This is a genomic window from Nocardia sp. CA-119907 (assembly GCF_050955995.1).
GTDB lineage: Bacteria > Actinomycetota > Actinomycetes > Mycobacteriales > Mycobacteriaceae > Nocardia.
Genome location: NZ_CP192091.1, coordinates 7276401 through 7301568 on the forward strand (window position 1 = coordinate 7276401; position 25168 = coordinate 7301568).

Genomic DNA, 25168 nt, shown 5'->3' on the forward strand with positions numbered 1-25168 from the left:
GGACGATTGCGTCGGGTGTGTTGACGATGTTGGCTCGGGCATCTCGAATCCGCATGCCGCTCGGGCTTCGCGCTCACTCCGGGCGTGCAGAATCCTGAGAACAGTTCGGCTGTTATCTGCGGCGGCCGCGTTTCGGGGGTTCGGGGGCGGGCGGCGGCTCGGGGGATCTGCCGGTGAGGCGGCCGAGGAGGGAGACGCCGGGGAGCTTGGCCAGGGCGACGAAGACGTCCTCGCCGAGGCCGATCATTGCCTCCAGGCGGGGCAGCAGTCGGTCGTAGGCGGCCAAGGCCGGGTCGGCCAGCGCCAGGGTGCGGTCGAGGCGATCGATGGTGGAATTGAGCCGGTCGATGGCGATCGAGAGGTTCTCGAGCAGATCCGGTAATTGGGCCGCCAACTGCGCCGAGGCCGGTGGCAGCCGCACCGCCGCATCGAAAGCATGACCGGCCGTCAGTTGCGCGGCATCCAACGCCTGCACCGCCGCCGACTGCGCGGCCTCCACCGCGGACTGCGCGGCAGCCAGAATGTCGCTGGGACTCGGCACCCGGCCACCCGGCACTTTCGGGGTCGAACCCTTCCGACCCGCTCGCTTCGGCGTAGTCATACCCCTACTCTGCCGCACCCGAACTACCTCCGACCGCAAATCCCCAACCGATCGGTCTGTGTCGCCCTCAGCCCGCAACACACGGCGTCCGCCCCGTGCGATCGGCACAGCGCACTGCCGGCCTGCGACTACTGGCCGAGCACGCCACCGGCGACAGGTCCGAGCCGGTTTGCTGCATCGCGGGCCGCGGGCAGGTCGGGGCGACGCGGCGCAGTGGGGGTCGTACGAGGCGAGCCACCTGCTCGAGTTCGGGGTGCAGGCCGAGCCGGTCGTCGCTCCGGCGTATGCGCGACGCCTCGATGGCAGTGCTGCGGCGGAGCCCGCAGTAGCCGTCGTCGGTATCGGTACCACCGGACCGGATCCGGCCGCACCGCGGATTTCGTGTCCGCGGAATCGCACCGTCCGTCCGATGCCGACACCTTTGTCGATGCTCGTCACAGCTACCTCCACAACCTCTGAGGGACGACCATCGTCAGCCCGGCATTGCCTGCCATTTCGATGACGACGAGCTTGTGCTGGTCGGGTAGCGGCGCGGTTTGCGGCTCTGGATGGCACGCCCGCTGTGTACGTGGTGCGCCCGAGACCCGTATTCGCTCGCATCGCCGAACCAAGGGATGGGCAGGTTCGGCGTGTCGGACCTTCGTGGCATAGTTCGAGCACGATGAAACTGAGCAAAGGGGCCAATGCGCCGGTACCGACTTCCCTTCTTGCCGTGGTCATTTCATGGCAGTCGGAACATGCGTTGGATGCGCATGCGCTGTTGCTGGCGGAGGCTGGGGCGGTGCGCACCGATCGGGATCTGGTGTTCTTCAATGCGCCCCGGCATATGTCGCAGGCGGTGACGCTCGACCAGGAGCCCGCGCCGGGTACCGCGCGACTGAGCGTCTCGCTACCGCGCACCGAAGCGGATGTGGCGCGCATTGTCGTCGCGGGATCGATCGACGACGGAACCTTCGGCGATATCACGGGTTTGACCCTCACCATCGAAGCCGCCGACGGGCCGATCGCCCGGTTCGATATCACCGATACCGATGCGGTGGCCGCGATGATGTTCGGCGAATTCTACCGCCGCGACGGCCAGTGGCGCTTTCGCGCGATCGGCCAGGGCTGGGCCAGCGGACTCCCCGGACTGGTCACCGAATTCGGGGTCACCGTCGACGATCCGGCCGAGCCGACACCCGACCGACCGCGCTCGGTCCCGCCGGCCCTTCCACATCACCGATCATCCACCTCCCCAGCGCGGCAGCATGTTTCCGTGGGCGGACCGACCGATGCCGCCCGCCCTCGGCAGCTCCACCACCCCACGCCCTTGGACCAGGACGACCAGCTCGGCCGAAGCCGGCCGGTCGACCTCGATCGCAGACGCCACGAAGTCGATCCGCCGCTGCCGCCACCGCCGAATCCCGAACGCGCGGACTGGCATTCCGATCCCGAGCACCCCGCCCGTATGCGTTGGTGGGACGGAGCCGAATGGACGAGCGCCATGCGTGCGCGCCCGCAACCCGGCCCACGCGACTGTGCACGGTGCGGAAACCCCCGACGGCGCAAGCTGTTCGGCGGACTCGCGCCGTGTGAGCGCTGCGAGAGTGAAATCGAGGAGTTTCTGACGCACTGGCACACCCAGGCTTGGCGGGTGCTCACCACGTTCGGGCCGCGTGGCGCGGAATGGGCGGAGCTCTGGGCGTCGCTGCGGTATCAGCGGATCGACGAGGGGTTGGGGCGGGCGGCTCTGCGCGATGTCGCGCTCACCTATGTGGAGCGACTCGTCGCCTTCGCGTTCGCGGACGGGGAGATCGAGCAGGCCGAATACGAGGCATTCGAGTACGCGATCGAGGAGTTGGCGCTCAGCGGACCGCTGGTCGAGGATCTGCGCAGGCGAATGTATCGCGGCCACACCCTGTCCAGGTTGCGCGGCGGAGATCTGCCGGTGGTCCGCACGCCCGGTCTGCACCTGGATCCGGAGGAGAAGGTGCACTTGGATCTGCCCGCGGTACACGTCCGCCAGCTCGCCAGGGGGCCGAAGCTCACCGATGGCCGGCTGATCGCCAGCAATAAGAAGCTGCGCTTCGTCGGCACCGACACCGGCACCGAATTGCCGTGGAACCGGGTGGTTTCGGTGCGGGTCGAACAGCGCACGGTGGTCATCGCGGCGACCTCGGCGCGCGGCGGCGCCACCTTCGACGTCGACGATCCGGATTACGTCGCGGCCGCCCTGGAGGGCGCGCTGCGGGTCGCCAAACGCCTGATCCTCACCCCGGGCCAGCGCGACACCCGCAGCATCCCCCAGGAGGTCAAGGCCGAGGTGTGGCAGCGCGACGGCGGCAAATGCGTCGAATGCGGCGACGGCCACTATCTCGAATTCGACCACATCATCCCGCTCAGCCGCGGCGGCGCGACCAGCGCGACCAACCTCCAGATCCTCTGCCGCGCCTGCAACCGCGCCAAAGGCGCGCGAATCTGACCGCGCCGCCGCAACTCGGGTCGGTCGCGGGGCAACCGCGCGGATCTGACGCCATCAGGCCGGTACCGCACGCATCCGCGCACCGGAACACCGGTGTGGCGAATCAGGCATATGCGATGAAGCACGTTGAGCCGCGTACCGTGTCGCCGTAGCGTGCGACATACCGAACAGGGCCGTTTGGAGGGAGTGCGATCATGCGGGTTGCGGTAGTCGGCGGAACCGGTGTGTTGGGGACCGCCGTGGTGCGGGAGCTCAGCGCCCGCGGACATGAGGTTCGGGTGGTGAGCCGGACCGCTCCGGCGGCCGGCGTCGCGCAGCACCGGGCCGCCGATCTCGCCACCGGATCCGGACTGGAATCCGCATTGGACGGCTGCGATACCGTCGTCGACGCGGTGAGCGCCCGCCGCCGGACCCGATCGGTCATGGTGGACGGAATGCGTCGGCTACTCGAGGCCGAGCGGCAGGCGGGCATCGGCCACCACGTCGAGATCTCCATTGTCGGCTGCGATCAGGTGCCCATTGCCTACTACCAGGCGAAGGTGGCCCAGGAACAGGTGATCACCACGGGCGAGATTCCGTGGACGCTGTTGCGCGCCAGCCAATTCCATGAGCTCGTCACCGAAATCTTGGCGCTGCCAGCCCGATGGCGGATCGCCCCGCACACGACGGCCGAGGTGCAGCCGATCGATGTGAGCGCCGTCGCGACCCGGCTGGCCGACGCGGTGGACAACGGACCGGCCGGACGCATCGCCGATATCGCCGGGCCGTCCGTACACACCATCACCGAGCTGGCCGATATCTACCGAAACCACATCGGCCGCAGGCTGTTTCCGCTGCCGGTGCCCATCCCGGGCCGGATCGGGCGGGCCCTGCGTTCCGGTGCCCTCTGCCTCGACGAGCACGGCGAGGCGATCGGGATCGGCTACGCCGAATGGCTGTCCCGGCTCACTCGCTGATCAATCCGGCGGTCCGCCCCAGATCCGCCAGCATCGCATCGAACAGAATCTCCGGATTCGACAGCGGAATCGGATAGTTCCCGAAGACCTCGAGCGTGACGTGCCCGTAGAGCCGGGCCCAGATCTGGATCATCAGATACGTCACGCCGAGATCGAGCTTTTCGGCGGGAAATTTCTGCCCGGACTCCGAAAGCGCTGCCAACAGCTCGGTTTGGAACAGCACCAGATCATCGCGCAGCTCCGCCGGAATCACATCGGTCGGCGGCGTCACGACATCGTAGGTGGCCAGCAGCCGACCGGCGGCAGCCAGGAAGATCCGCCCGAACGGCTCATCGAACCGCCGCAGCATGCGCGCGCGGCCCGCTCCGGGCGAGGCGAACACCAGGGTGAATTCCCTGGTGTGCGCCAGCGCCCAGCGCCGGAAACCCTTGCAGATGGCGAAGAACTGCACCGCACCGTCATCAGGCAGCGTCGCGATCTGCTCGGACAGCTCGGCCGCGAGGTCGGCACAGAACTCCAGGCGCAGGCTCTCCAGCAGGTCCTCGTGAGAGTTGTAATACCGGTACAGGGCGGGCGCGGTAATGCCGAGCTCGCGCGCGATGGCCCGCAGCGTGACCGCGTCGGGACCATGGTCGACCAGCAGCGCGCGGGCCACCCGACGGATATCCGCATCCGATACCACCGGCGCCCGCCCCCGCGGCTTCGAGCTGTTCATAGGGGGATTCAAGCGTATTCGACTTCCCAGCGCTTGATCCCGTTCAACCAACCCGAGCGCAGCCGCACCGGATCGGAGACCTGCCGCAGGTTCGGCATGACATCGGCGATGGCGTTGAACATCAGATCGATCTGCAGCCGGGCCAGGTTGGCGCCGACGCAGTAATGCGTACCGGTGCCACCGAATCCGACGTGCGGGTTGGGGTTGCGCAGCACATTGAAGGTGAACGGATCCTCGAAGCCGTCCTCGTCGAAATTGGCCGAGCTGTAGAACAGGCCGACCCGCTGCCCCTGCTTGATCTGCTGCCCGCCGATTTCGGTGTCCTGGGTGGCGGTGCGCTGGAATGCGGTCACCGGAGTGGCCCAGCGCACGATCTCGTCGGGCGCGGTGCGCGGACGCTGTTGTTTGTACAGCTCCCACTGCTCGGGGTTGTCGACGAAGGCCTTCATGCCGTGGGTGATCGAGTTGCGGGTGGTCTCATTGCCCGCGACCGACAACAGGATCACGAAGAACGCGAATTCGTCCGAACCCAGATTCTCGCCATTGATATCGGCGTTGATCAGCTGGGTCACGATGTCATCGGCCGGGCATGTACGCCGTTCCTCGGCCATATTCCAGGCGTAGCCCATGACTTCGGCGGTCGCGGCGTGGTGGTTGCCGTCGAATTCCGGATCGTCGTAGGAGATCATCTGGTTGGTCCAGTCGAACAGCTTCTTGCGATCGTCCTGTGGCACGCCGATGAGCTCCGCGATGGCCTGTAGCGGCAGTTCGCAGGCGACCTGTTCGACGAAGTCGCCGCGGCCGGTCCGCTTGGCCTCGTGCACAATTCGGGCCGCGCGTTCGGTGAGCGCCGCGCGCAGGCTCTCCACCGCGCGCGGGGTGAAGCCCTTGGAAATGATGCGGCGGGTCTTGGTGTGCTGCGGCGGATCCTGGTTCAGCAGCAGCATATTGCCGAGCATGTCGATCTGCTCGCGGGTGGTTTCCTCGTTGAACCGGATGATCGCGGTGTTCTCGTGCGAGGAGAAGACCTCCGGATTCTTCGAGATCTCCTTGATGTGGTCGAGCTTGGACACCACCCAGTAGCCGCCGTCGTCGAAGCCGCTGGCCCGCCCCGACTGCGCGCACCACCAGACCGGCGCGGTCCGGCGCAGCTCGGCGAATTCGCGGATGGGCAGGCGGGTGGCGAGCAGATCGGGGTCGGTGAAGTCGAATCCTGCGGGAATCGCTGGCGTGGTCACGGTCACGGCTATCTCCTACCGGTCTGACATGGGCTGCAGACCTCACAACGTTGTGTGGAACAGGTTCCTCAGGAGATAGAACCACACAACCAGGGTCCGTGAACAGTGTTTAGTAAAACCTGTTAACTGAATCCATGGTAGCCACCGATTCGCGCAATATATAAATAGCAATCAGCTATAGCTCTCTCCCTGATCGCTTATCGCGAAACGGTGGACGCGCCGCCGGTGACGGCCTGTAATGGGACTCGACCGGTTCGACTCCCTGTTCGGAGGTCCCCATGCCCAGCCTGTACGAGCACGCCGGTGGCGACGAGCCATTGCATCGCGTCGAAGCAGCCTTCTACGACAAGGTGCTGGCCGATCCGGTGCTGAAAACCCAGTTCACCGAACGCCGCCCGACCCACGTCGACCACCTCACCTGGTTCACCGCCGAATCCTTCGGTGGGCCGGACCGTTTCACCCGCGACCTCGGCTTCGACTACATCATCGCGGTGCACCGCGGCCTCGAGATCACCGACGAACAACGCGACCGATTCGCCCAGCTGTACTTGGAAGCGTTCGAAGAGGCGGGCCTGCTCGATGATCCGGCCTTCCGGGACGCGGTGCGCGAACACGCCGAATTCGGCGCGCAAGTGGCACAACAGAATTCGCACGCCACATCCGATGACGAACTGCACCCGATCCGCGCGGTGCCGCACTGGACCTGGGACGGCGAGGACTGACTACCGGAACACGCGCGCGAGCAGATCCTGTAGCAGCCGCGGCACGACGGCCTCGAGATCCGCCGTCTGGTCCTGGGGTGTGCCGCGGGTATGCGCCGCGACGGCGAAACCCGCGCCATACGACGCCGAGGCCACCTCGAGCGGCCCGCTATCGGACCAGCCCCACTTGGTCCCCTCGACCCCCGGCAGCCGCGCGGTCCCCCAATCCTGGGAGGTGCCGTCGGTCGCCTGATCGCCGGCCGCGGCCATCCACTGGAAGATCGGTGAGCCGGGTTCGGTGCGCTGTTTGGTCGCCAGGAAGGTGGCCACGTCGGCGGTGCTGGTGTACGACATACCCCAGGCCGCACCCGATTTGGTGCCGGTCAAGTGGTACTCCGCGGCGATGGCGTCGATCGCCTGCGGATACTTGGCGCCCATCGCATCGGCCGCCGAATCGTCGGAGTAGCGGATCATCCGCTCGGCCAAGGCCACATCCGCCGTGCTGCCGTCGCCGTGGTGCAGCGCGTATTCGACCATATAGAGCTTGACCAGCGACAATCCCGTACGCGACTCGTATTCGTTCGCAGTGCCCCACTCGATACCCGGAACCACCGAACGGAATGAGAACGAAGTGCGCGGCGGCACGCCCAGAGTCTCGTCACCTATCGCATCCGCCACGGCACTCGGCGCGGCGAATACCAGCACCGCAACGGCGGCGACCGAAATCGGGAAAGCCAAGCGGCCCATGATGTCTCGCCTCCTACGCCGCGACCGTCAGCACCGGCGGCTGCCAATGCTCGTTGATGGCAACATCTTTCGGCGCATAGAGTCGCATGACGAGCGAGAACTGGCCCGCAGCCGGAATGGGCAGCCAGTTGCCCGCGGGCACGCTGGCACCCGGATCCTCGTACTGCACAGCGAGATCGACCGAACCGTCCGAATTGGGCACCACCGGAACCTGATGTCCGATCGCGTAGATATTTGCCGCATTCGGTACCAGGTAGCCGTCGGCGTCGTAGGCGGTCAGCGACCAGAACGCATCGACCGGTGGGAGTTGTCCCGGTGGGAAGTGCAGCCGAAATCTGGTGGGCGTGCCATTGCGGTCGGCCTTGCCGAGCATGCCCGGGTAGATCGCGTCCCGCGACAGGTTGGCCCCCAGGCCGGCCCACGCGATATTGGCCCGCAGCAGGTAGTCGGTGCCGTAGGTGCCGACTCCCGGATTGAAGCGCCATCCGTTCTCGTTCACCATGGTCGGGTCGGTGTAGGCGGGAATCTCCTTCTTCGCCGCATCGGCCGCCGCGGTCAGCTGATCGTTCGAGATGCCGTGGACGCTGCCGCCCGGCCGAATGCCGATGGCGGCGAAGCGTTGCAGCGCCGGTGCGTCCTCCGAACGTGGCGGATTCACCGCCATAACGGCGCACATCCGGGTGAAGAACGTCGCCGCGTCCATATCGAGCACCTGCTTCGGCGGCGGGACCGCTGTGGAGCCCGTCGGGGTCGGAGTCGAGCGCGACGGCGTGTCCTTGCTGGTGGCCCATGCGCTGAGCGGCACCAGTCTCAGCTGTTGCTGTAGTGCCGTAACGGCAGCGATGTCATCGGAACCGTTGACCTGGATCCGCCCGAGCAACCACGCAGTCGGTGTCGGCACCGACAGCTCGATCATGGCATCGGGCACCGTGCCCAACCACTTCGGACCGGTGAGGAGGTAGGTGAAGGGTGGGCCACCCGAGGTCACCTGCGGCCGAACACTACTCGGATCGTGCACGGTATTCGTCCAGGCATCGAGCACCTGCATCAGCCAGTAGCGCCCCGGATCGATCGCCGGCACCTGCAATACCATCGGCTCCGCCGAAACATCCAGCCATGCTGCCGAATACAGGGTGTCCAGGTTGAGTCGCACCACATCGCGGCGCTCCGGTGTCGGCAGCGCGGTGGCGTGCTGGAAGGTGTTGACCGGGGAAATCGCTTCGGCCGCAGCCCGAGTGACGTCCATCACCACCAGCGGATAGCCGAAGACATAGGCGTCCTTGGCGATGGCCTCGGCATCGCCGGAGGCGGGCGAGGTCGACTCGGACTTGTCCGAGGATTTCCCGCACGCGGCCAGTCCGATACCGGCCGCGGCGACCCCGAGCACCGTCCGACGCGAGATCTGCGCCGGGTCAAGGATGGCACCGCAGTTATCCATGGCTCTCCTCGCTCATCCGACTCGGGTCAAACTCGGTGGTTTCCAGCCGCCGTCGAGCGCCCGGCCCTCGGGAACATAGAGGCGCAGCGCGAGCCGAAACGTCCCTGAGTCCGGAATCGGCAGCCAATTGCCGTGTGGCACTTCATCTCCCGGATCCTCGGCCTGGATGGCCAGTTCCAGCGCACCGTCCGGCAGCGTGACCACCGGACGCTGGTGGCCGACCGAGAAGATGCCCGCCGCATTCGGCACCAGAAAGCGCTGCGCGGTATAGGCGGTCAGCGACCAGAAGGCGCGCGCGGGCGGGGTCTGCCCGGCGGCGAAGTGCAGCCGGTACCGACGCGGCGCGCCCTGCTCCCCCGCATTCGCGCTGATCTCCGGATAGACGACATCCTCGGGCAGATTCGCACCGAGCGCGGTCCAGGCGGTGGAGGCGCGCAACGCGTAGTCGGTGCCATAGGTACCGAGGTTGGTCGCGATATCCCAACCGTTCTCATGTCTGGCCTCGGGATTGGCGTAGTCCGGAATCTGCAATTGGCCCGCCGCGACGGCGGCATCGAGATCCGCGGCCGGAGTACCGTCCATCGAGCCGCCGGGCCGGATGCCGATTGTCGAAAAGCGCTGCAGGGCAGGGATATCGGCCGCAGCTGGCGGATTGGTGCGCATCAGGTCGCAGAGCCGATCGAAGAAGGCGCGTCCGTCCATCCGCGCGACCTGCTGCGGCGCCGAGATCGGGGCTACCATATTCGGATCGATCTCCGGGCTCGGTCGTTCACCGCGCTGCCAGTCGCTCAGCGGCGCCATGAACACCTGATGCTGCAATCTCTCGGCGGCGGCGAGATCGGCCTGATCGCGCAGTTCGATGCGACCGATCAACCATGCGGTCGCGGTGGGCATTGCCAGCGGAGTCAGGTTGTCCGGGAGCGGGCCCGACCAATCGGGGCCGGTGATCACATAGGTGTACGGCGCGGTATGCCCATCCTTCACCCGGGGTGCCACACTGCTCGGATTGTGTGTCGTATTGGTCCAGGCATCCATGATCTGCATCAGCCAGTACCGGTCGCCGTCCATCTCCGGAACCTGGAGCACCACCGGTTCGGTACGCAGATCGAGCCAGGCTGACGCATAAAGGGTGTCGACATTCGGCATGACCACCGAGTTCATCGTCGGATCGATCGGGCCGAAGGCGGCGATTCGATTCGCGGGCACGGCCGCGGTATTCGTCTGCAGCGTGACATCGACGAGCACCAGTGGATAGCCGAAGATATAGGCGGCGGTCGCGATCGAACGCGAATCGCCCGGTGACGCATCGGCACCGCCCCCACCCCCGGAATCCGTCGATTTGCCGCACGCGGCCAGGCCCGTGCCCGCGACGGCACCGGCCAGCAGCACAGATCGCCGCGACACCTGGGTCATGGCCTTCTCCCTACTTTCCCGATCAGGTCGGACAACTTCGAGAGATCAGCCGGAGTATAGCCACAGATTTGCCATATATCGGGCAGGCGGCGGTCCAGCGCCGTGCCGCGATCAGCCGGTGCCGAGAATCGAATTCATGATGGTGCCCGCGCTGGTGGCGACGACACCGCCGATCATGGCTCCGGCCACCATCTTCGGCGATTGCAGCGCGCCGCCGGTCCATTTCTCCCAGGCGAAGCGGCCACCGGCGTAGATGATGCTCACTATTCCGGACAGCACGGCGAGCCAGGTCAGATAGCGCACCAGCTGCAGCAGCTTGTCCGACAGGGGCGGAGCTTGCGGCGAGGGATTCTGGATCTGCGCGAGCGAGGCACAGGCATCGCCGATCGACATCAGGATGATGCTCATCGTGTACTCCTCGACCATCACGCACTTTCCATCATCCCACCGTGATGTGGTCTGGCAAGGTCGCAAAGACGTGACTGCGCGGTCGCCGAGAAACCGATACCATCCTCGGTGAGCGAATTACACCCTTGTCCCGCATCCAGAATGAGCGATCCGAAATGATCCTGGCCACCGTTTACGACACTTGGGCGCAGATCGGCAATCCCACCCCCGAGGCCCCACCGGTGTCCGACAAGTTCCTCCAGATGGTCCGCTATCTGACCTGGTTCGTGCTGCTCGCTGGCATCACCGCCATCATCTACGCAGGTGGTCGCTTCGCCTGGGAGAAATGGACCGGCGGCGGCCTGGAATCGCCGAAGATGGTGGCTGGAGCCATGATCGGCGGCGTGGTCGCCACCAGCGCCGGCACCATCATGAACGCCGTCATCGGCTGAGCACGCGTCAACGGTTGCGCGCGACCGTCTTTCGGTTCGCCGTTGGTTTCAGCCGATGATGCCCGCCCGAGTCGCGGCGCGCAGCCAGTCCGGGAACTCGCCGAGCAAGCGGGCGTAGAGCTGTGCGTCGTCCACCTGGTCGATGTCGTCGAGGGCAAAGAAGCCCGCATTGTCCACGACGCGATCCGACATTTCGTCGAGGGTCCGCAGCAGGCCGTAGTTGGCCCTGCCGAGGCCGACGAACTGCCAGAAGGCGGGCAGCCGAGACGCATCGCGCATGAGTGCGGTGATTTCGCGTTTCTTGGCGAAGCCACCGTCGGTGAAGAACAGCACCAGGGTCGGGGTGTCACCGGGGCGCAGTGAGGCGATGATGTCGCGCATGATCGGCAGTTCGTCATTGCGGCCACCGATTCGGGCGTAGTCGATGCCCTGGTGGATGCCGGTGAGGTGCAGGAAGGTCTGGGCCCATGCGTCGCCGTGTTCGACAGTGATATCGGGCAGTTTCACGAAGGACAGGGCGTAGAGATAGGCCTCCAGGGTGCCGTCCTCGTCGAGTTGGGTCGCCACCGGGATCATCCGCTGGACGACGCGGTGCACGACCTGCTTGCTGTATTGCCTGCTCATGCTGAGGGTCTTATCGATCACCAGAACGACTCGGGCACGAATCCCGAAGGCGTTCTTGGTGATCAGGACCTTGGCGACTTCGCGTTTGCGCAGGTCGAGGGTGGCGCGCTTCTCGAAGGAGAGTGCGGCCTCGCCGGGTACGGTGCGGACCTCGGGCGCGGTGGCCGTAGGTGTGGGAGGCGCGACCGGGGCTGGCGGTGCTGGGAATCCCTCCGGCGCAACGGCTGTGGATCTGATCGGCGCGGGTTCATCGTCGACGCTCACCCCGTGATCGGTGACCAGCGCGGCGAACCCACCCGCATAGCCCTGCCCGACGGCACGGATCTTCCAGTCGGAGTAACGCCGATAGAGTTCCAGTGCGATGACGACCGATTCGGTGTCGAGTCCATCGATCACATACTCGTACAGGGTGTTTCCGGATCCATCGGCGACGGAGGCGACCGGTGGGGCGAATTGCCCGAAAGTTGCCGTGACATCGTCCAGTGTGATGACCACGCGAATTCGGGCGATTTCCGCGGCTACCTCGGCCATGGAAACGACCAGCGCCGCAGGCATTTCCGACCGCAACTCGACACCCGGCGCACACGGTTGGTTGAAGAAGACGAAGTCGGCATCGGTGCGCACCCGGCCCGCATCGTTGACCAACAGTGCCGAAACATCGACCGCTGCCGCCGATCGCACCGAGACAACGACATTCGACACCGCAAGCGGGCCGTTCTGCCCCTTGACGAGTGATGTGCCCACCGCGACTCCTTGCCCTACCACCGACCCCGTACAGCCTAGGTGTCTCACAAACCTCTGAGCAGCGTCAACACTTCCAGTGCGGCATCGACGGAATCGCTGAGCAGCCCGATCTCCGCCACGGTCGCATCGTGCAGTCCGGGATCCTCCAGCGCCAGCCCGTTGCCGTAGATCACCACGTTGTACCCGAGATCCGCGGCCCGCAGGAGCGGACCGGTCGCGACCCCCGCGCCGAGCAGCAGGTCCAGGCCCTCACCGACGAAATAGAACCGCCACAGCGGACCGAGATCCCCGTTGTAGATCTCCTTCGTCCGATCGACGATCACCTGACCGGATGACGCGATGGCATCGACGATCTTGAAGTAGTCGGGCGCGTTGTCCGGCTTGCTGCCCACGGACGCCACCGAATACGCGAGATCCATGGTCAAATGCGCGTTGTAGCCTGCCATCGCGACGCGGGCCGGCGACACCTCACACCGCTGCGCCAGCTCGAAATATCGCGCCCAGTGCGGCTCTACGGGCGCGCCGGTGAAGGCCGCATGCAGGTTGTGCAGGAATCGCCCCAGTAGTTCGAGGCTGATCGCATGCGCGTACTCCCGATCCCGAAATGCGGCGGGATCGCGCTGCAATGGCATTACCGCCGACTGCTCGACACCGTCGAGTCCGAGTGGGAACAGCCCGCGCCGATCCCGGTGCGCGACCAGGATGTCGGTGATCTCATGATGGCGCGCCACCGCGACCGTCAACCGCTGCAATGCATCTCCGGCCAGTGTGCCGGTATCGGAGAGCCGGGCGATGGTGTCCAGCTCATCCGGCGAGAGCGGCGTGCCACAGACCGCCGGGTCGGCCGCTTGCGCGACGGCCGCCGGGGTCGACCCGACGGCCACCACGAGCATCGCACTGATCAGACCTAGGACGGCCGGTCGCAACGAAGTTCGCACCGCCGAAGTCTAAAGCGCGATTCAGGTTTGCGCCGACTGCGTCGGGGCGTGCCGACCGGACTATCCGACGAACTCGCGGTCACCGTAGTGGATGCTGGCGGCGTTCCAGGTGCCGCCCAATGCGGTGACGAAGCGCATATCGTGGTCGGCCTGCCGTTCGTTCCTATCGGTTTCGACGCAGTCGAAGGGTTCGGAGTATCGGTACCAGTTCCCCTCGAACGGTTCTGGCCGGACTCGGATGCGAACCCGACGGGGCACCGAGACCCGAGATTCAGCGGGTGGGGCCCGCCGCTCGTTTCGACCGGGCCCAGCCGAAGGTGAGGGCTACCGCGCGCTTCCAGTTGTCGTATTCATCGGCGCGGTGGACCGGGTCCATGTGCGGGACCCATTGGCCCGCCAAGCGCCAGTTGCTCCGCAGACCTTCCAGGTCCGGCCAGTAGCCGACGGCGAGACCGGCGGCGTAAGCGGCTCCGAGGGAGACGGTTTCGGCGACGAAGGGGCGCATGACAGGGATGTCGAGGACGTCGGCGACTATCTGCATGAGCAGGTTGTCGGAGGTCATGCCACCGTCGACGCGCAAGGTGCGGGCGTGCAGGCCGGAGTCGGCGTTCATGGCGTCGACGACTTCGCGGGTCTGCCAGGCCGTTGCCTCCAGCACGGCGCGGGCGAGGTGGCCTTTGGTGATATAGGACGTAAGGCCGATGACGAGACCCCGCGCATCGCTGCGCCAATGCGGCGCGTACAGACCGGAGAAGGCGGGCACGATGTAGCAGCCGCCATTGTCTTCGACTGTGCGAGCGAGGGTTTCGATTTCGGGCGCACTCGACACCAGGCCGATATTGTCGCGCACCCACTGCACCAGCGATCCGGCGACCGCGATCGGCCCCTCCAGCGCGTACACCGGTTCGGGCCCGATCTGATAGCCGATCGTGGTGAGCAGACCGTGTGCGGACTGCACCAGATCCCGCCCGGTATTCATCATCAGAAAGCCGCCGGTGCCGTAGGTGCATTTGGTTTCCCCACGGGCGAAACAGGTTTGGCCGAATAGCGCGGCGTGCTGGTCGCCGAGCGCGGCGGCGATCCGGATGCCGGGCACCACGCGGCTGGTCGTCCCGTAGGACGCGGTCGAGGGCTGAATGGTCGGCAGCATCGCGGCGGGAATTCCGAAGAATTCCAGTAGTTCCCGATCCCAGGCGAGCGTGGTGAGGTTCATCAACAATGTGCGGCTGGCATTGGTGACATCGGTGCGATGCACACCGCCGTCCGCACCGCCGGTCAGATTCCAGATCAGCCAGGTCTCCATGGTGCCGAACAGCACTTCGCCGCGCTCGGCCCGATCCCGCAGTCCCGGAATGGTATCCAGCAGCCAGCGCAGGCGCGGCGCGGCGAAATAGCCCGCAAGCGGCAGACCGCACAATTCGCGGATCCGTTCCGCACCCGGCTTACTGTCGAATTCGCGTACCAGGTCGTCGGAGCGCATATCCTGCCAGACGATCGCTCGCCCGATCGGCACGCCGGTGCGCCGATCCCAGACCACGGTGGTTTCGCGCTGATTGGCGATGCCGATGGCCACAACCTGTTCGGCGGCAATACCCGAATCCCGCAATGCCTGCGGGACGATCCGCTCGACATTGCGCCAGATCTCCATCGCGTCCTGTTCGACCCAGCCCGGACGCGGGTAGTACTGCTGGTGTACGCGCTGGGCGACACCGGCTAGGCGGGCACGCTGATCGAACAGGATGCACCTGGTCGAGGTGGTGCCCTGGTCGATCGCCAGCACATAGCGTTGCGACATCGCCTGCTTCCTATCGGATGAAAATTCGGTTCGGTGGAGCGTGATTCGGATCGAGTTCGGCGAACTCAGTACCCGGCACCGAGATCCCGCGATACCGCGTACGCGGCGTCGCGCACCAGGCCGACCAGCGTCGGCCGATGCCGCAGCTGCGGATCACAGAGCCGGTCGACGCGCCCGCTGATCCCGATCGCGCCGACCACCAGCCCGCCGTGCGCGCGGATCGGCGCCGCGATGGCGGCGACGCCGGACCGGAACTCCTCGGTCTCTCCGGCCCATCCGGCCTGCCGAACCGCCGCGAGCGCCCGGGTGAGCGCCGCCCGGTCGACGATCGTGCGCCGGGTGAGTCGCGCCAACTCACCGGCGCGGACCGCGGCGGCCAGCTCGGCGTCATAAGCGAGCAGCACCTTGCCGAGCGCGGTCGCATGCGGCGGGAGCAGTTCCCCGACCTCGAGCGCCTGCTCGGTATTGTCCGGCCGGAAGACATGGTGCACGACCACCACATCTGCTTCCGCCGCCGCGCCGATTCGCACCGACTCACCCGTGCGCGCGGCCAAGGCATCGGCCCAGTTGATCGCCCGCGAGCGCAGCTCGTTGTTATCGAGATAGCTGGTCCCGAGATGCAAGACGGCCGCACCGAGCTGGTATTTGCCGCTGGCCTGATCCTGTTCGACGAATCCGACACCCTGCAGCGTACGCAGAATGCCGTGTGCGGTCGGCTTGGCCAGATCGAGCGCACCCGCGATCTCACCGACCCCGAGGCGGCCGGAACCCCGAGCGAGCAGCTGCAGGACGGCCGCCGCTCGTTCGATCGATTGGATCGGACCCGGCATACGCCGAAACCTATCCCGAAGCGGCGGGTTCGACAATGTCGAACACCTACGAACCCTCGAGCAACACATCCGCTATGCGATGTGACCTGCGCCATAGCGACCTCCATGGTCGCTGGACAGTAGTGGCGGCCCATAGCGATGGCCACCACAACCGTTCGGCATTGTCGAACGCGAGCTATGTCCGGTTCAGCAAAGCGGTCGTAGCGTCTGCGCCAGTGGCCGCAACCGCGGCTGGCATTTCAAACGGAGGCTCAACGGTGAACTTCGGCTCGGTATTCGTAAGCGAGGCACTCGGCACAGGGATCCTGCTGCTACTCGGTGTCGGCGTGGTCGCGAATGTGTTGCTGACCAAATCCAAGGGATACGACGGCGGCTGGCTGCTGATCAATATGGGATGGGGTCTCGGCGTCATGGCCGGGGTGTACGTCGCCTATAAATCGGGCGCTCACCTCAATCCCGCGGTTACCATCGGCATTCTCTTCAGCGGTGCGGACGAGTACGCGTCCGGTGTCGACATCTCGGTCGTCAACACCATCGCCTATCTCGGCGGGCAGATGGTCGGCGCCTTCCTCGGCGCGAATCTGGCCTATCTGGCCTATAAACGGCACTTCGACGCCGAGACCGATGCGGAGAAGAAGCTGGCGGTCTTCGCCACCGGGCCCGCGATCCGTGCCCTGCGGTGGAACCTCGCCACCGAGGTGATCGGCACCTTCGTCCTCGTTCTGGTGATCATCGCGTTCGGCCACACCCCGACCGGATTGGGTCCGCTCGCCGCGGCACTGCTGGTCGTCGGCATCGGTGCCTCGCTCGGCGGCCCGACCGGTTACGCCATCAACCCGGCCCGTGACCTCGGGCCACGCATCGCGCACGCGCTGCTGCCGATCGGCAAGCCCGCGCCAGCGCAGTCCGCGCGAATCCCGGTTGCGGCGGGTGCGGCATATGCCGAACAGCTGCCCGAAGCCCCCGCCGAGTCCCGTCGCAACAACTCCGACTGGTCCTACGCCTGGGTGCCCGTACTCGGCCCGCTGGCTGGCGGCGCGCTCGCCGGACTCGCCGCGCAGTTCCTGTTCTGAATCTTCTTCCCATGCATTTGTCGAAAGGACAGCGATGAGCCAGTACGTCGGCGCCATCGATCAGGGCACTACGAGCACGCGGTTCATGGTGTTCGACCATGGCGGCAACGAGATCGCCCGGCACCAGCTCGAGCATGAGCAGATCCTGCCGCGCGCGGGCTGGGTGGAGCACAATCCGACCGAGATCTGGGAGCGCACCCGCTCGGTCATCGCCTCCACACTCAACAAGGCCGATCTCGTCGCGAGCGATCTGGCCGCGGTCGGTGTCACCAACCAGCGCGAGACCACGGTGGTGTGGAATCGCCGGACCGGGCGCCCGTACTGCAACGCCATCGTTTGGCAGGACACCAGGACCGATAAGATCGCCGCGGAACTGGAGCGCGCGGGCCATGGCGAAATCATTCGCCGCAAGGCCGGTTTGCCGCCCGCCACCTATTTCTCCGGCGGCAAACTGCGCTGGATCCTGGACAACATTCCCGGCGTCGCGGCCGATGCCGAGCGGGGCGAGGCGATCTTCGGGACCACCGACACCTGGCTGCTGTGGAATCTCACCGGCGGCATCGACGGCGGGGTGCATGTCACCGATCCGACGAATGCCAGTCGCACCATGCTGATGGATCTGGAAACCTGCGACTGGGACGACGAACTGCTGTCGCTGTTCGGGATTCCGCGCGCAATGCTGCCGGCCATCGCGCCGTCATCGAATCCGGAACTGTTCGGCAAGACCAGGGCCGACGGCCCGTTCGGCGGCGAGGTGCCGCTGGCCGGTGTGCTCGGCGATCAGCAGGCCGCCACCGTCGGTCAGGTGTGCTTCCGTCCGGGTGAGGCCAAGAACACCTATGGCACCGGAAACTTCCTGCTGCTCAATACCGGAACCGAGATCGTGCGCTCGCAGCACGGCCTGCTCACCACCGTCGCCTACCAGTTCGGCGACGACAAACCGGTGTACGCGCTGGAGGGTTCGATCGCGGTCACCGGTTCGGCCGTGCAATGGCTGCGCGATCAGCTCGGCGTGATTTCCGGTGCGGCACAAAGCGAATCGCTGGCCCGGCAGGCCGAGGACAACGGTGGGGTGTACTTCGTACCCGCGTTCTCCGGACTGTTCGCACCGTATTGGCGTTCGGATGCGCGCGGCGTCATCGTCGGTCTGTCCCGCTACAGCACCAATGCCCATCTCGCGCGGGCAACGCTGGAATCGATCTGCTATCAGACCCGCGATGTCGTCGAGGCCATGGAGGCCGATTCCGGTGTGCGCCTGGACACCCTGCGCGTGGACGGCGGCGTCACCGCCAACGAACTGTGCATGCAGTTGCAGGCCGACTTCCTCGATGTGCCGGTCTCGCGACCGGTGGTGGCCGAGACCACCGCGCTCGGCGCCGCCTACGCGGCGGGGCTGGCGGTCGGATTCTGGAGCGACACCGACGAACTCGTACAGAACTGGCACGAGGACAAGCGCTGGACCCCCACCTGGACCGAGCAGCAGCGCGAACGCGGTTATGCCCGGTGGAAAAAGGCGGTCGCACGCACCCTCGACTGGATCGACGTGGACGAATGACCCTCGAAAACCAGCTCGGCCCGGACCCGAAGACCTAGTTGCACCGAATCAAGGAGACATACCGTGTCCGCACGTTTGGACCCGAACTACCGCGCCGATGCGCTGAATGCATTGGGCGACAATGAAATCGACGTACTGGTCATCGGTGGCGGCGTGGTCGGCGCCGGTGCCGCCCTCGACGCGGCGGCGCGCGGCCTGACCGTCACCATGGTCGAGGCCAGGGACTTCGCCGCGGGCACTTCGAGCCGCTCGAGCAAGCTCATCCACGGCGGCCTGCGCTACCTGGAACAGCTCGACTTCTGGCTGGTGCGTGAGGCATTGAAGGAGCGCGGCCTGCTGCTGCGCCGGATCGCCCCGCATCTGGTGCGTCCGGTGTCGTTCCTGCTGCCGCTACAGCACCGGGTATGGGAGCGCGCCTACATCGGCGCGGGCGTCGCACTCTACGACACCATCGGCGGCGCCAGGGCACTGCCCATGCACCGGCACCTGTCGCACACGCGCGCAATGGAATTGGCGCCAGCGCTGCGTGACGACGCGATGATCGGCGCGATCCGCTACTTCGACGCGCAGGTCGACGACGCCCGCCACACCATGACCATCGCCCGCACCGCCGCCCAGCACGGTGCGACGGTGCTCACCCGCACCAAGGTCACCGGACTGCTGCGCGATGGCGAGCGCGTCGTCGGCGCGCAGGTCACCGATCTGGAGACCGGTCGCGAATACACCGTGCGCGCCCGCCGGGTGATCAGCGCGACCGGTGTCTGGACCGATGAGATGAACCAGATGACCGGCGTGGAATTCCCGTTTCACGTGCGCATGTCCAAGGGCGTGCACATTCTGGTCCCGCGCGAACGGCTCGACCTGGATACCGGTCTGATCATGCGCACCGAGAAGAGTGTGCTGTTCGTGATCCCATGGGCTGGGCACTGGATCATCGGCACCACCGACACCGACTGGGCGCTGGACAAGAATCATCCCGTCGCCAGCGATGCCGATGTGCAGTACATCCTCGACCATATGAACGCGGTGCTGCGAGAGCCGTTGACCCGCAACGATATTGTCGGCACCTACGCCGGTCTGCGGCCGCTGCTGTCGGGTGCGTCCAGCGATACCGCATCGCTGTCGCGCGAACACGCTGTCGCGGAACCGGTTCCGGGTCTGTTCGTGATCGCGGGCGGCAAGTACACCACCTACCGGGTGATGGCCGCCGATGTGGTCGATGCCGCCGTCAAGGGCCTCGGCCGCGCCGCCGCCCCGTCGGTGACCGAGCATCTGCCGCTGCTCGGCGCAGTCGGCTATCAGGAGCTGGCCGCCGACGTGTACAGCGTCGCGCAGCGCGCGGGCCTGCCCGTCGCGACCGTCGAACATCTGCTCGGCCGCTACGGTTCGGGCGTCTCCGAACTTTTCGACCTGATCACCGCCGAACCGGAGTTGGCCGAACCGCTCCCGGGTGCCGACAAGTACCTCGGCGCCGAGGTCGTCTACGCGGTCACCCATGAGGGCGCACTGCATCTCGACGATGTCCTGACCCGCCGCACCCGCATCTCCATCGAAGCCGCGGACCGCGGTCTGGCCGCCGCCCCCGCGGTGGCCTACCTCATGGGCGCCCCACTCGGCTGGGACGCCGCGACCACCGACCGCGAAATCACCCGTTATCGCAAGCGGGTCGAGGCCGAACTGGCGGCCAATAAGGCCGCCGACGATGAGTCGGCCAATGCGGCCCGCTTGGTCGCCGTGGCCTGATCCGAACCATCATCGGCCCTGTGCGGTAGCCACCGCACAGGGCCGAGCACATGGCGCGGGCAACCTCGAAATTCGTATTCATCCGAAAGTCGGGCTGTTCCGAATGTAGGTAAGTAAGCCAACCGATGTTCGGAATGAGGTAACCCATGGGCCAACATCAGCCCCCCGTTCAGGTTCATCCCATACGTCGACGCGCAGCCGCACTGATCCTGACCAGTGCGCTTCCCCTGTCCGTCGCCCTGACCAGCACCGCATCTGCCAGTGCCGAGTCGCAGCCACTCGGTACCACGACGCTGTCGCGGACCCCCTATGGACTGGCGCTCGTCGCCGATCCGTCGGCTCAGGTCGACGACCCGGCCGCATTCACCTCCTGGCCGCTGCACTACGCCGCCACACCCGTGGCCGACCCGAACTCCGCGGTGCCGGACAGTCCGAACGCGGCACTGTCGGACCAAGTCCCGCAGGCGCCCGTCGCTACCCCCACCAATTACATCCGCATCGGCAAAATCCAGGTCGATCGCCCGGACTTCCTGCCGCCCGAAGTGGCCGCCCAGATCAATGACGCTTCCAAGGGCACCGAATCCTCGCTGTCCCAAGCCCTGCAGTCGGGTGGTGTCGAACGCGGTCGTTCCGACCAGATCGCCAGTGCTGTCGTGGGTGACGCGGTCATCGGCGCGTCGGTGGGCTCCACCCTGTCGAGCCCGCTCGCCAGTACCAGTGCCGCCGTCGGCGCGGTCGCAGGCTTCATCGCCGGAATCCCATTCCTCCCGGCGGGCCTGGTGGTCGTCCCGATCATCGGCGCGGCCATCGGTTATGCGGTGATCGCCGCCCCGGCCGCCGCTGTCGGCGCCGCCGTCGGCGCGGTCGTCGGAGTTGTCGAAGGCTCGATCTCCCCGATACCGAACGAGGAGCAGCCGACAATCGCATAACGCGCGTCGCGCGGCAATTGCCGGATATGAGCGTTGCCGCGGGTGGACAATCCTCGCGTGAGCCCGTTACGACGTATCGGCCGAGCGCTTTTGGCGTTCTTGCTGATAGTGCTGGCCGGAACCATCGGTTATGGCCTGCTCGGTTTCGGGTTGCTCGATGCGCTCTATCAGACGGTGACCACGATAACGACCGTCGGCTTTCGCGAGGTCCACCCGCTCAACGCGGCGGGCATGGTGTTCACGATGGTGCTCATCGTGGTCGGCGCCGGCACCGCGCTGTATCTGTTCGGTGTCGTGCTCGAGGCGCTCATCGAGGGACATCTGCGCCAACATATGGAGAGGCGACGCATGGACCGCCGGATCGACCGGATGTCCGGTCATATCATCGTGTGCGGCTGGGGCCGCGTCGGCCGCTCCTGCGTGCAGTACCTCAGCGGACTCGGTAAGCAGATCGTCATCGTCGATCGCGACCCGGCGCGCCTACAGGATCTCGAATACCCGGCTGTGCTCGGCGATGTCACCGACGACAGCACTCTGCGGGCTGCCGGAATCGACCGCGCCCAAGCCTTGATCGCCGCGCTCGACAGCGACGCCGACAACGTCTATGTCACCTTGTCGAGCCGCGCACTGCGGCAGGATCTGGTCATCATCGCCCGCGCCCGGACCGAGGGTTCGAAACCGAAACTGCTGCGGGCCGGTGCGAATCGAGCCGTGAACCCGCAGCTGATCGGTGGCCGCCGGATGGCCGCATTCGCCCTGCAACCCAATGTGGCCGAATTCCTCGACGTCGTAATGCACGACGAAACACTCGACTACCGAATCGAGGAAGTCGAGATCGTCCCCGGGTCGCCGTTGGTCGGCCGTTCCCTGAAGGATTCGGCATTGCGCCAGACAACCGGCGCACTGGTGCTGGCCATTCGAACAGCGACCGGCCAGTTCATTGCGAATCCCACCGGCGAAACCACGCTCCAGGCCAATACGATTCTGATCGTCCTCGGCACACCGGCCCAGCTCGACGCGACCCGGGAGCTCAGCGTCAAGTAGTTCGCGCTGCGGCACAGCGGCACTCGATCCAGCGCTGCCGGGTGGGGTGCCGATGCGGCGGCACCCCACGTCAGCGGCGGAACTAGTCCAGGAACACCGGCAGTGTGCGATGTCCGTTGGAGATGAAACTGCCCACCGGAGCCAATTCCGACGGGTCGACGGCCAAGCGCAGATTCGGGAAGCGCTCGAAGATGGCCGGGAGCGCGATGGTCGCCTCGAGCCGGGCGAGCGGCGCACCGATGCAGTGGTGGGCGCCGTGACCGAAGGACAGATGTTCCTTATTGGCCCGGTGCACGTCGAATGCGGCGGCGGTGGCGCCGTGCAGGTTCGGGTCGCGGCCCGCGGCGGCGTAGGAGGCGAGAATGGCCTCGCCCTTGGGGATTCGGATATCGCCGATCTCGATATCGTCGACGGCATAGCGCAGCGGCAGATGCGCGACCGGCGCCTGGTAGCGCAGTGTCTCCTCGACCAGATCCGACCAGGGCACCCGGCCCTCGACCAGGTCCGCGCGCTGCTGCGGATGGGTGAGCAGTGCGAAGATCGCCTGGTCGAGCAGGTTGACCGTGGTCTCGTGCCCGGCATTGATGACCAGCATCAGCGTATCGACGAGTTCCTTCTCGCTCAGCTGCGAACCGTCGTCCTCATCGCGGGTGGCGATCAGCACACTGGTCACATCGTCGCCGGGCGTCTCGCGGCGGTAGGCCACGAGTTCGCTGACGAGACGGTACATCTCGAGGTAGTTGGCCTGTGCTTCCTCGGGCCCGAACGAGGTGTCGAAGAACCCGTCGACGCATGTGCGCATGCCGGGGCCGAGATGTTCCGGCACGCCCATCATTTCGGTAATGATCTCGATCGGCACCGGATACGCGAATCCCTCGCGCAGGTCCGCGGTTTCGCCCTGCGGAGTGGCCGCGAGCGCCTCGAGCAGCCCCTCGACGATGGCCTCGATGCGCGGGCGCAGCGCGGTGGTGCGCCGGTGGGTGAACGCGGGCGAGACCAGCCTGCGCAGGCGGCGGTGCTCGGTACCGTAGGCGGTGAACATATTGTCCACCGCGACCCACGGATGCAGCGGCCACTCCTGGGCGATCTCGCCGTTGATGAACGAAGTCCAGTGCTGTCGAGCGTCTTTCGACACCCGGGGGTCGGCGAGCAGACTCTTGAGCACGGCGGCATCGGTCACCGACCAGGCAGGCACGCCGCCCGGCAATGCGACCAGCGCGACCGGCCCACGCGCCCTGATCCGCTCGTTCTCGCCTTGGATATCGGCGCCGGTCAGGTCCAGGGCTATTGGTTCATGCTCCATCGTTATCTCCTTAGAACACTGGCAACAGAGGGGACTTCGGGAATTCGACCGGCAGCGCCGCCAAGGCTCGGTGGAATGGACCGGGCCGCCAGGTCAATTCGTCCGCGTGCACGGCCAGTCGCATTTCGGGGAGCGCGTCGAGCAGCTGATCGATGGCGTCCTGTACCACCAGGTAGGCAACGGATTTCGCGGGGCAGGCATGCGGTCCGGCACCCCACGCCAGATGGGAGCGGTTGCCGGTGCGATCCCCGCCGCGGATCGCGGGATCGTTATTGCAGCCGGATAGGCTGACGACAACCGGCTGATGGGCTGGCAGCCAGGTGTTGTCGATGAGGATCGGCTGGCGCGGGTAGGTGATGCTGAAGTTCGCCATCGGCGGGTCGTTGAAAAGCACCTCATCGAGCGCATCGCGGGTCGATAGGCTGCCGCCGAGCATATCGCCACCGAATCGGTCGTCGGTGAGCATCAGTAGCAGGGTGTTGGTGATCAGGTTCTGCATCGGTTCGATACCGGCGCCGTAGAAGCTGATCAGCTGGCACAGCATTTCGGTGTCGTCGAGCTTGGACGGGTGATGCGCCATCCTGGAGGTGACATCGTCACCTGGCTCGTCCCGCCGCAGCTGTACCAGCTCCATCAGCGCCGCGCTGAGCATTTCCATCCCGGCGGCGGCCTCGACGGTATCGAAGAGCATCGCCATACCGGTCGCGACCCGCTGCCCCAGTTCCGCTGAGCAGCCGACCATCTGATTGAGCACCTCGAATACGACCGGCAGCGCGTACTGGGTGACCAGGTCGGCAGCACCGGACGCACAGAAGGAGTTGATCACCGGGACGGCGATCTTCTCGACCGTGAAATGCAGTGCGTGCAGATCGATTCCGTCGATACTTCCGGTGTAGGCCTGCCGATAGCGGGCATGCGCCGCACCGGCATTGCGCAGGGCGTTCGGGTACCACATCATCATCGGCTTGACTGGCGAGTCGTCGGGAATCCCCTGTTCCCAGTGCCGCGGATCGGCCGGAAAGTGTTCCGGATCGTTGAGAATTCGCAGCGCGGTCTGATATCCCACCACCAGGGTGGCGGGCACCCCGGGCGCCAACTCCATCGGAACCAGCGAACCGTACTGACTGCGCGCGTCCCGGTAGGCGCGGTGCGGATCGGCGGCGAACTCCGGCGTGTGCAACAGCACTCGCGGTTCCCCGCCATCGATGGGGGAACCCTGCAGGACGGGGCAGACCCCGGTCGCCGTGGTGTGGACAGACGGTGGCGTGGTCAAAGACGTGACTCCAGACGTTGAATCAGGAAGGGGGCCAGGATCGATGAAAGCACCGCGGCGGTAACACAGCCTGCGGCCACAGCACTCAGTTCAGCCCTCCTTGCGACGCCGACCATAAGTGACCCCGGCCATTAGGTCCGCGTCGAGAACCGGACCCCTGGCCGGGCTACCGCAGGTCACTGGAGTCACCTCACAGCAGCTGCAGGAC

The 25168-nt window shown here is 66.1% G+C and carries 23 protein-coding genes; 9 read left to right on the forward strand and 14 right to left on the reverse strand.

Going from position 1 to position 25168, the window contains the following annotated elements; all coding sequences use genetic code 11:
* Positions 1 to 112: 112 nt before the first annotated feature.
* On the reverse strand, positions 113 to 601 hold the full coding sequence (locus ACQP2D_RS32565) for a hypothetical protein (protein WP_433679738.1): 489 nt from the start codon (positions 599 to 601) through the stop codon (positions 113 to 115).
* A gap of 661 nt (positions 602 to 1262) precedes the next feature.
* Between ACQP2D_RS32565 and ACQP2D_RS32570 the strand changes: the two genes are divergently transcribed.
* Together ACQP2D_RS32570 and ACQP2D_RS32575 are read left to right on the forward strand one after the other, a co-directional pair.
* Positions 1263 to 3062: a TerD family protein gene (locus ACQP2D_RS32570; RefSeq protein WP_433679739.1), complete on the forward strand. Its 1800-nt coding sequence runs from the start codon at positions 1263 to 1265 to the stop codon at positions 3060 to 3062.
* A 194-nt stretch (positions 3063 to 3256) separates the two neighbouring features.
* Entirely contained in the window at positions 3257 to 4018 is a 762-nt protein-coding gene (locus ACQP2D_RS32575; protein WP_433679740.1) for an SDR family oxidoreductase, read from the forward strand.
* On the opposite strand, the gene ACQP2D_RS32580 is transcribed toward ACQP2D_RS32575, so the two are convergent.
* Together ACQP2D_RS32580 and ACQP2D_RS32585 are read right to left on the reverse strand one after the other, a co-directional pair.
* Positions 4008 to 4733: a TetR/AcrR family transcriptional regulator gene (locus ACQP2D_RS32580; protein WP_433679741.1), complete on the reverse strand. Its 726-nt coding sequence runs from the start codon at positions 4731 to 4733 to the stop codon at positions 4008 to 4010. The genes ACQP2D_RS32575 and ACQP2D_RS32580 overlap by 11 nt on opposite strands.
* Before the next feature lie 8 nt (positions 4734 to 4741).
* Positions 4742 to 5971, reverse strand: a complete 1230-nt coding sequence (locus ACQP2D_RS32585; RefSeq protein ID WP_433685833.1) for a cytochrome P450 — start codon at positions 5969 to 5971, stop codon at positions 4742 to 4744.
* 278 nt (positions 5972 to 6249) lie between these two features.
* On the opposite strand from ACQP2D_RS32585, the gene ACQP2D_RS32590 reads away from it, so the two are divergent.
* On the forward strand, positions 6250 to 6693 hold the full coding sequence (locus ACQP2D_RS32590; protein WP_433679742.1) for a group II truncated hemoglobin: 444 nt from the start codon (positions 6250 to 6252) through the stop codon (positions 6691 to 6693).
* On the opposite strand, the gene ACQP2D_RS32595 is transcribed toward ACQP2D_RS32590, so the two are convergent.
* The 4 genes from ACQP2D_RS32595 to ACQP2D_RS32610 form a co-directional block, all read right to left on the reverse strand.
* Complete coding sequence (locus ACQP2D_RS32595) at positions 6694 to 7419, reverse strand: hypothetical protein (protein WP_433679743.1); 726 nt, start codon at positions 7417 to 7419, stop codon at positions 6694 to 6696. It lies immediately after the preceding gene.
* Between the two features lie 13 nt (positions 7420 to 7432).
* Entirely contained in the window at positions 7433 to 8857 is a 1425-nt protein-coding gene (locus ACQP2D_RS32600) for a DUF1254 domain-containing protein (protein ID WP_433679744.1), read from the reverse strand.
* Positions 8858 to 8869: 12 nt separating this feature from the next.
* Complete coding sequence (locus ACQP2D_RS32605) at positions 8870 to 10270, reverse strand: DUF1254 domain-containing protein (RefSeq protein WP_433679745.1); 1401 nt, start codon at positions 10268 to 10270, stop codon at positions 8870 to 8872.
* Between the two features lie 111 nt (positions 10271 to 10381).
* Positions 10382 to 10678, reverse strand: coding sequence for a hypothetical protein (locus ACQP2D_RS32610; RefSeq protein ID WP_433679746.1), 297 nt, complete (start codon positions 10676 to 10678; stop codon positions 10382 to 10384).
* 155 nt (positions 10679 to 10833) lie between these two features.
* On the opposite strand from ACQP2D_RS32610, the gene ACQP2D_RS32615 reads away from it, so the two are divergent.
* On the forward strand, positions 10834 to 11109 hold the full coding sequence (locus ACQP2D_RS32615) for a hypothetical protein (protein WP_433685834.1): 276 nt from the start codon (positions 10834 to 10836) through the stop codon (positions 11107 to 11109).
* Positions 11110 to 11157: 48 nt separating this feature from the next.
* On the opposite strand, the gene ACQP2D_RS32620 is transcribed toward ACQP2D_RS32615, so the two are convergent.
* The 5 genes from ACQP2D_RS32620 to ACQP2D_RS32640 all read right to left on the reverse strand — a co-directional run bounded on the left by ACQP2D_RS32620 (position 11158) and on the right by ACQP2D_RS32640 (position 16040).
* Complete coding sequence (locus ACQP2D_RS32620) at positions 11158 to 12477, reverse strand: vWA domain-containing protein (RefSeq protein ID WP_433679747.1); 1320 nt, start codon at positions 12475 to 12477, stop codon at positions 11158 to 11160.
* A 44-nt stretch (positions 12478 to 12521) separates the two neighbouring features.
* Positions 12522 to 13370: a DUF5995 family protein gene (locus ACQP2D_RS32625; protein ID WP_433685835.1), complete on the reverse strand. Its 849-nt coding sequence runs from the start codon at positions 13368 to 13370 to the stop codon at positions 12522 to 12524.
* A gap of 105 nt (positions 13371 to 13475) precedes the next feature.
* Positions 13476 to 13673: a hypothetical protein gene (locus ACQP2D_RS32630; RefSeq protein ID WP_433679748.1), complete on the reverse strand. Its 198-nt coding sequence runs from the start codon at positions 13671 to 13673 to the stop codon at positions 13476 to 13478.
* A gap of 13 nt (positions 13674 to 13686) precedes the next feature.
* Positions 13687 to 15210 carry a glycerol kinase GlpK gene (gene glpK, locus ACQP2D_RS32635; RefSeq protein WP_433679749.1) on the reverse strand — a complete coding sequence of 508 codons (1524 nt, stop codon included), beginning with the start codon at positions 15208 to 15210 and terminating at the stop codon, positions 13687 to 13689.
* A gap of 65 nt (positions 15211 to 15275) precedes the next feature.
* The gene (locus ACQP2D_RS32640; protein ID WP_433679750.1) at positions 15276 to 16040 is read right to left on the reverse strand and encodes an IclR family transcriptional regulator; all 765 of its coding nucleotides are present in this window, start codon (positions 16038 to 16040) and stop codon (positions 15276 to 15278) included.
* Positions 16041 to 16297: 257 nt separating this feature from the next.
* On the opposite strand from ACQP2D_RS32640, the gene ACQP2D_RS32645 reads away from it, so the two are divergent.
* From ACQP2D_RS32645 to ACQP2D_RS32665, 5 genes are all read left to right on the forward strand, one after another.
* Positions 16298 to 17113 carry an MIP/aquaporin family protein gene (locus ACQP2D_RS32645; RefSeq protein ID WP_433679751.1) on the forward strand — a complete coding sequence of 272 codons (816 nt, stop codon included), beginning with the start codon at positions 16298 to 16300 and terminating at the stop codon, positions 17111 to 17113.
* Positions 17114 to 17147: 34 nt separating this feature from the next.
* Positions 17148 to 18668 carry a glycerol kinase GlpK gene (gene glpK, locus ACQP2D_RS32650; RefSeq protein ID WP_433679752.1) on the forward strand — a complete coding sequence of 507 codons (1521 nt, stop codon included), beginning with the start codon at positions 17148 to 17150 and terminating at the stop codon, positions 18666 to 18668.
* Between the two features lie 63 nt (positions 18669 to 18731).
* A complete protein-coding gene (glpD, locus tag ACQP2D_RS32655) occupies positions 18732 to 20411 on the forward strand; it encodes a glycerol-3-phosphate dehydrogenase (RefSeq protein WP_433679753.1) in 1680 nt (559 codons plus the stop codon).
* A 146-nt stretch (positions 20412 to 20557) separates the two neighbouring features.
* Entirely contained in the window at positions 20558 to 21340 is a 783-nt protein-coding gene (locus tag ACQP2D_RS32660; protein ID WP_433679754.1) for a hypothetical protein, read from the forward strand.
* A gap of 57 nt (positions 21341 to 21397) precedes the next feature.
* A complete protein-coding gene (locus ACQP2D_RS32665) occupies positions 21398 to 22384 on the forward strand; it encodes a potassium channel family protein (RefSeq protein ID WP_433679755.1) in 987 nt (328 codons plus the stop codon).
* Positions 22385 to 22466: 82 nt separating this feature from the next.
* On the opposite strand, the gene ACQP2D_RS32670 is transcribed toward ACQP2D_RS32665, so the two are convergent.
* Positions 22467 to 23687: a cytochrome P450 family protein gene (locus tag ACQP2D_RS32670; protein WP_433679756.1), complete on the reverse strand. Its 1221-nt coding sequence runs from the start codon at positions 23685 to 23687 to the stop codon at positions 22467 to 22469.
* 10 nt (positions 23688 to 23697) lie between these two features.
* On the reverse strand, positions 23698 to 24960 hold the full coding sequence (locus ACQP2D_RS32675; RefSeq protein ID WP_433679757.1) for a cytochrome P450: 1263 nt from the start codon (positions 24958 to 24960) through the stop codon (positions 23698 to 23700).
* Between the last annotated feature and the right edge of the window lie 208 nt (positions 24961 to 25168).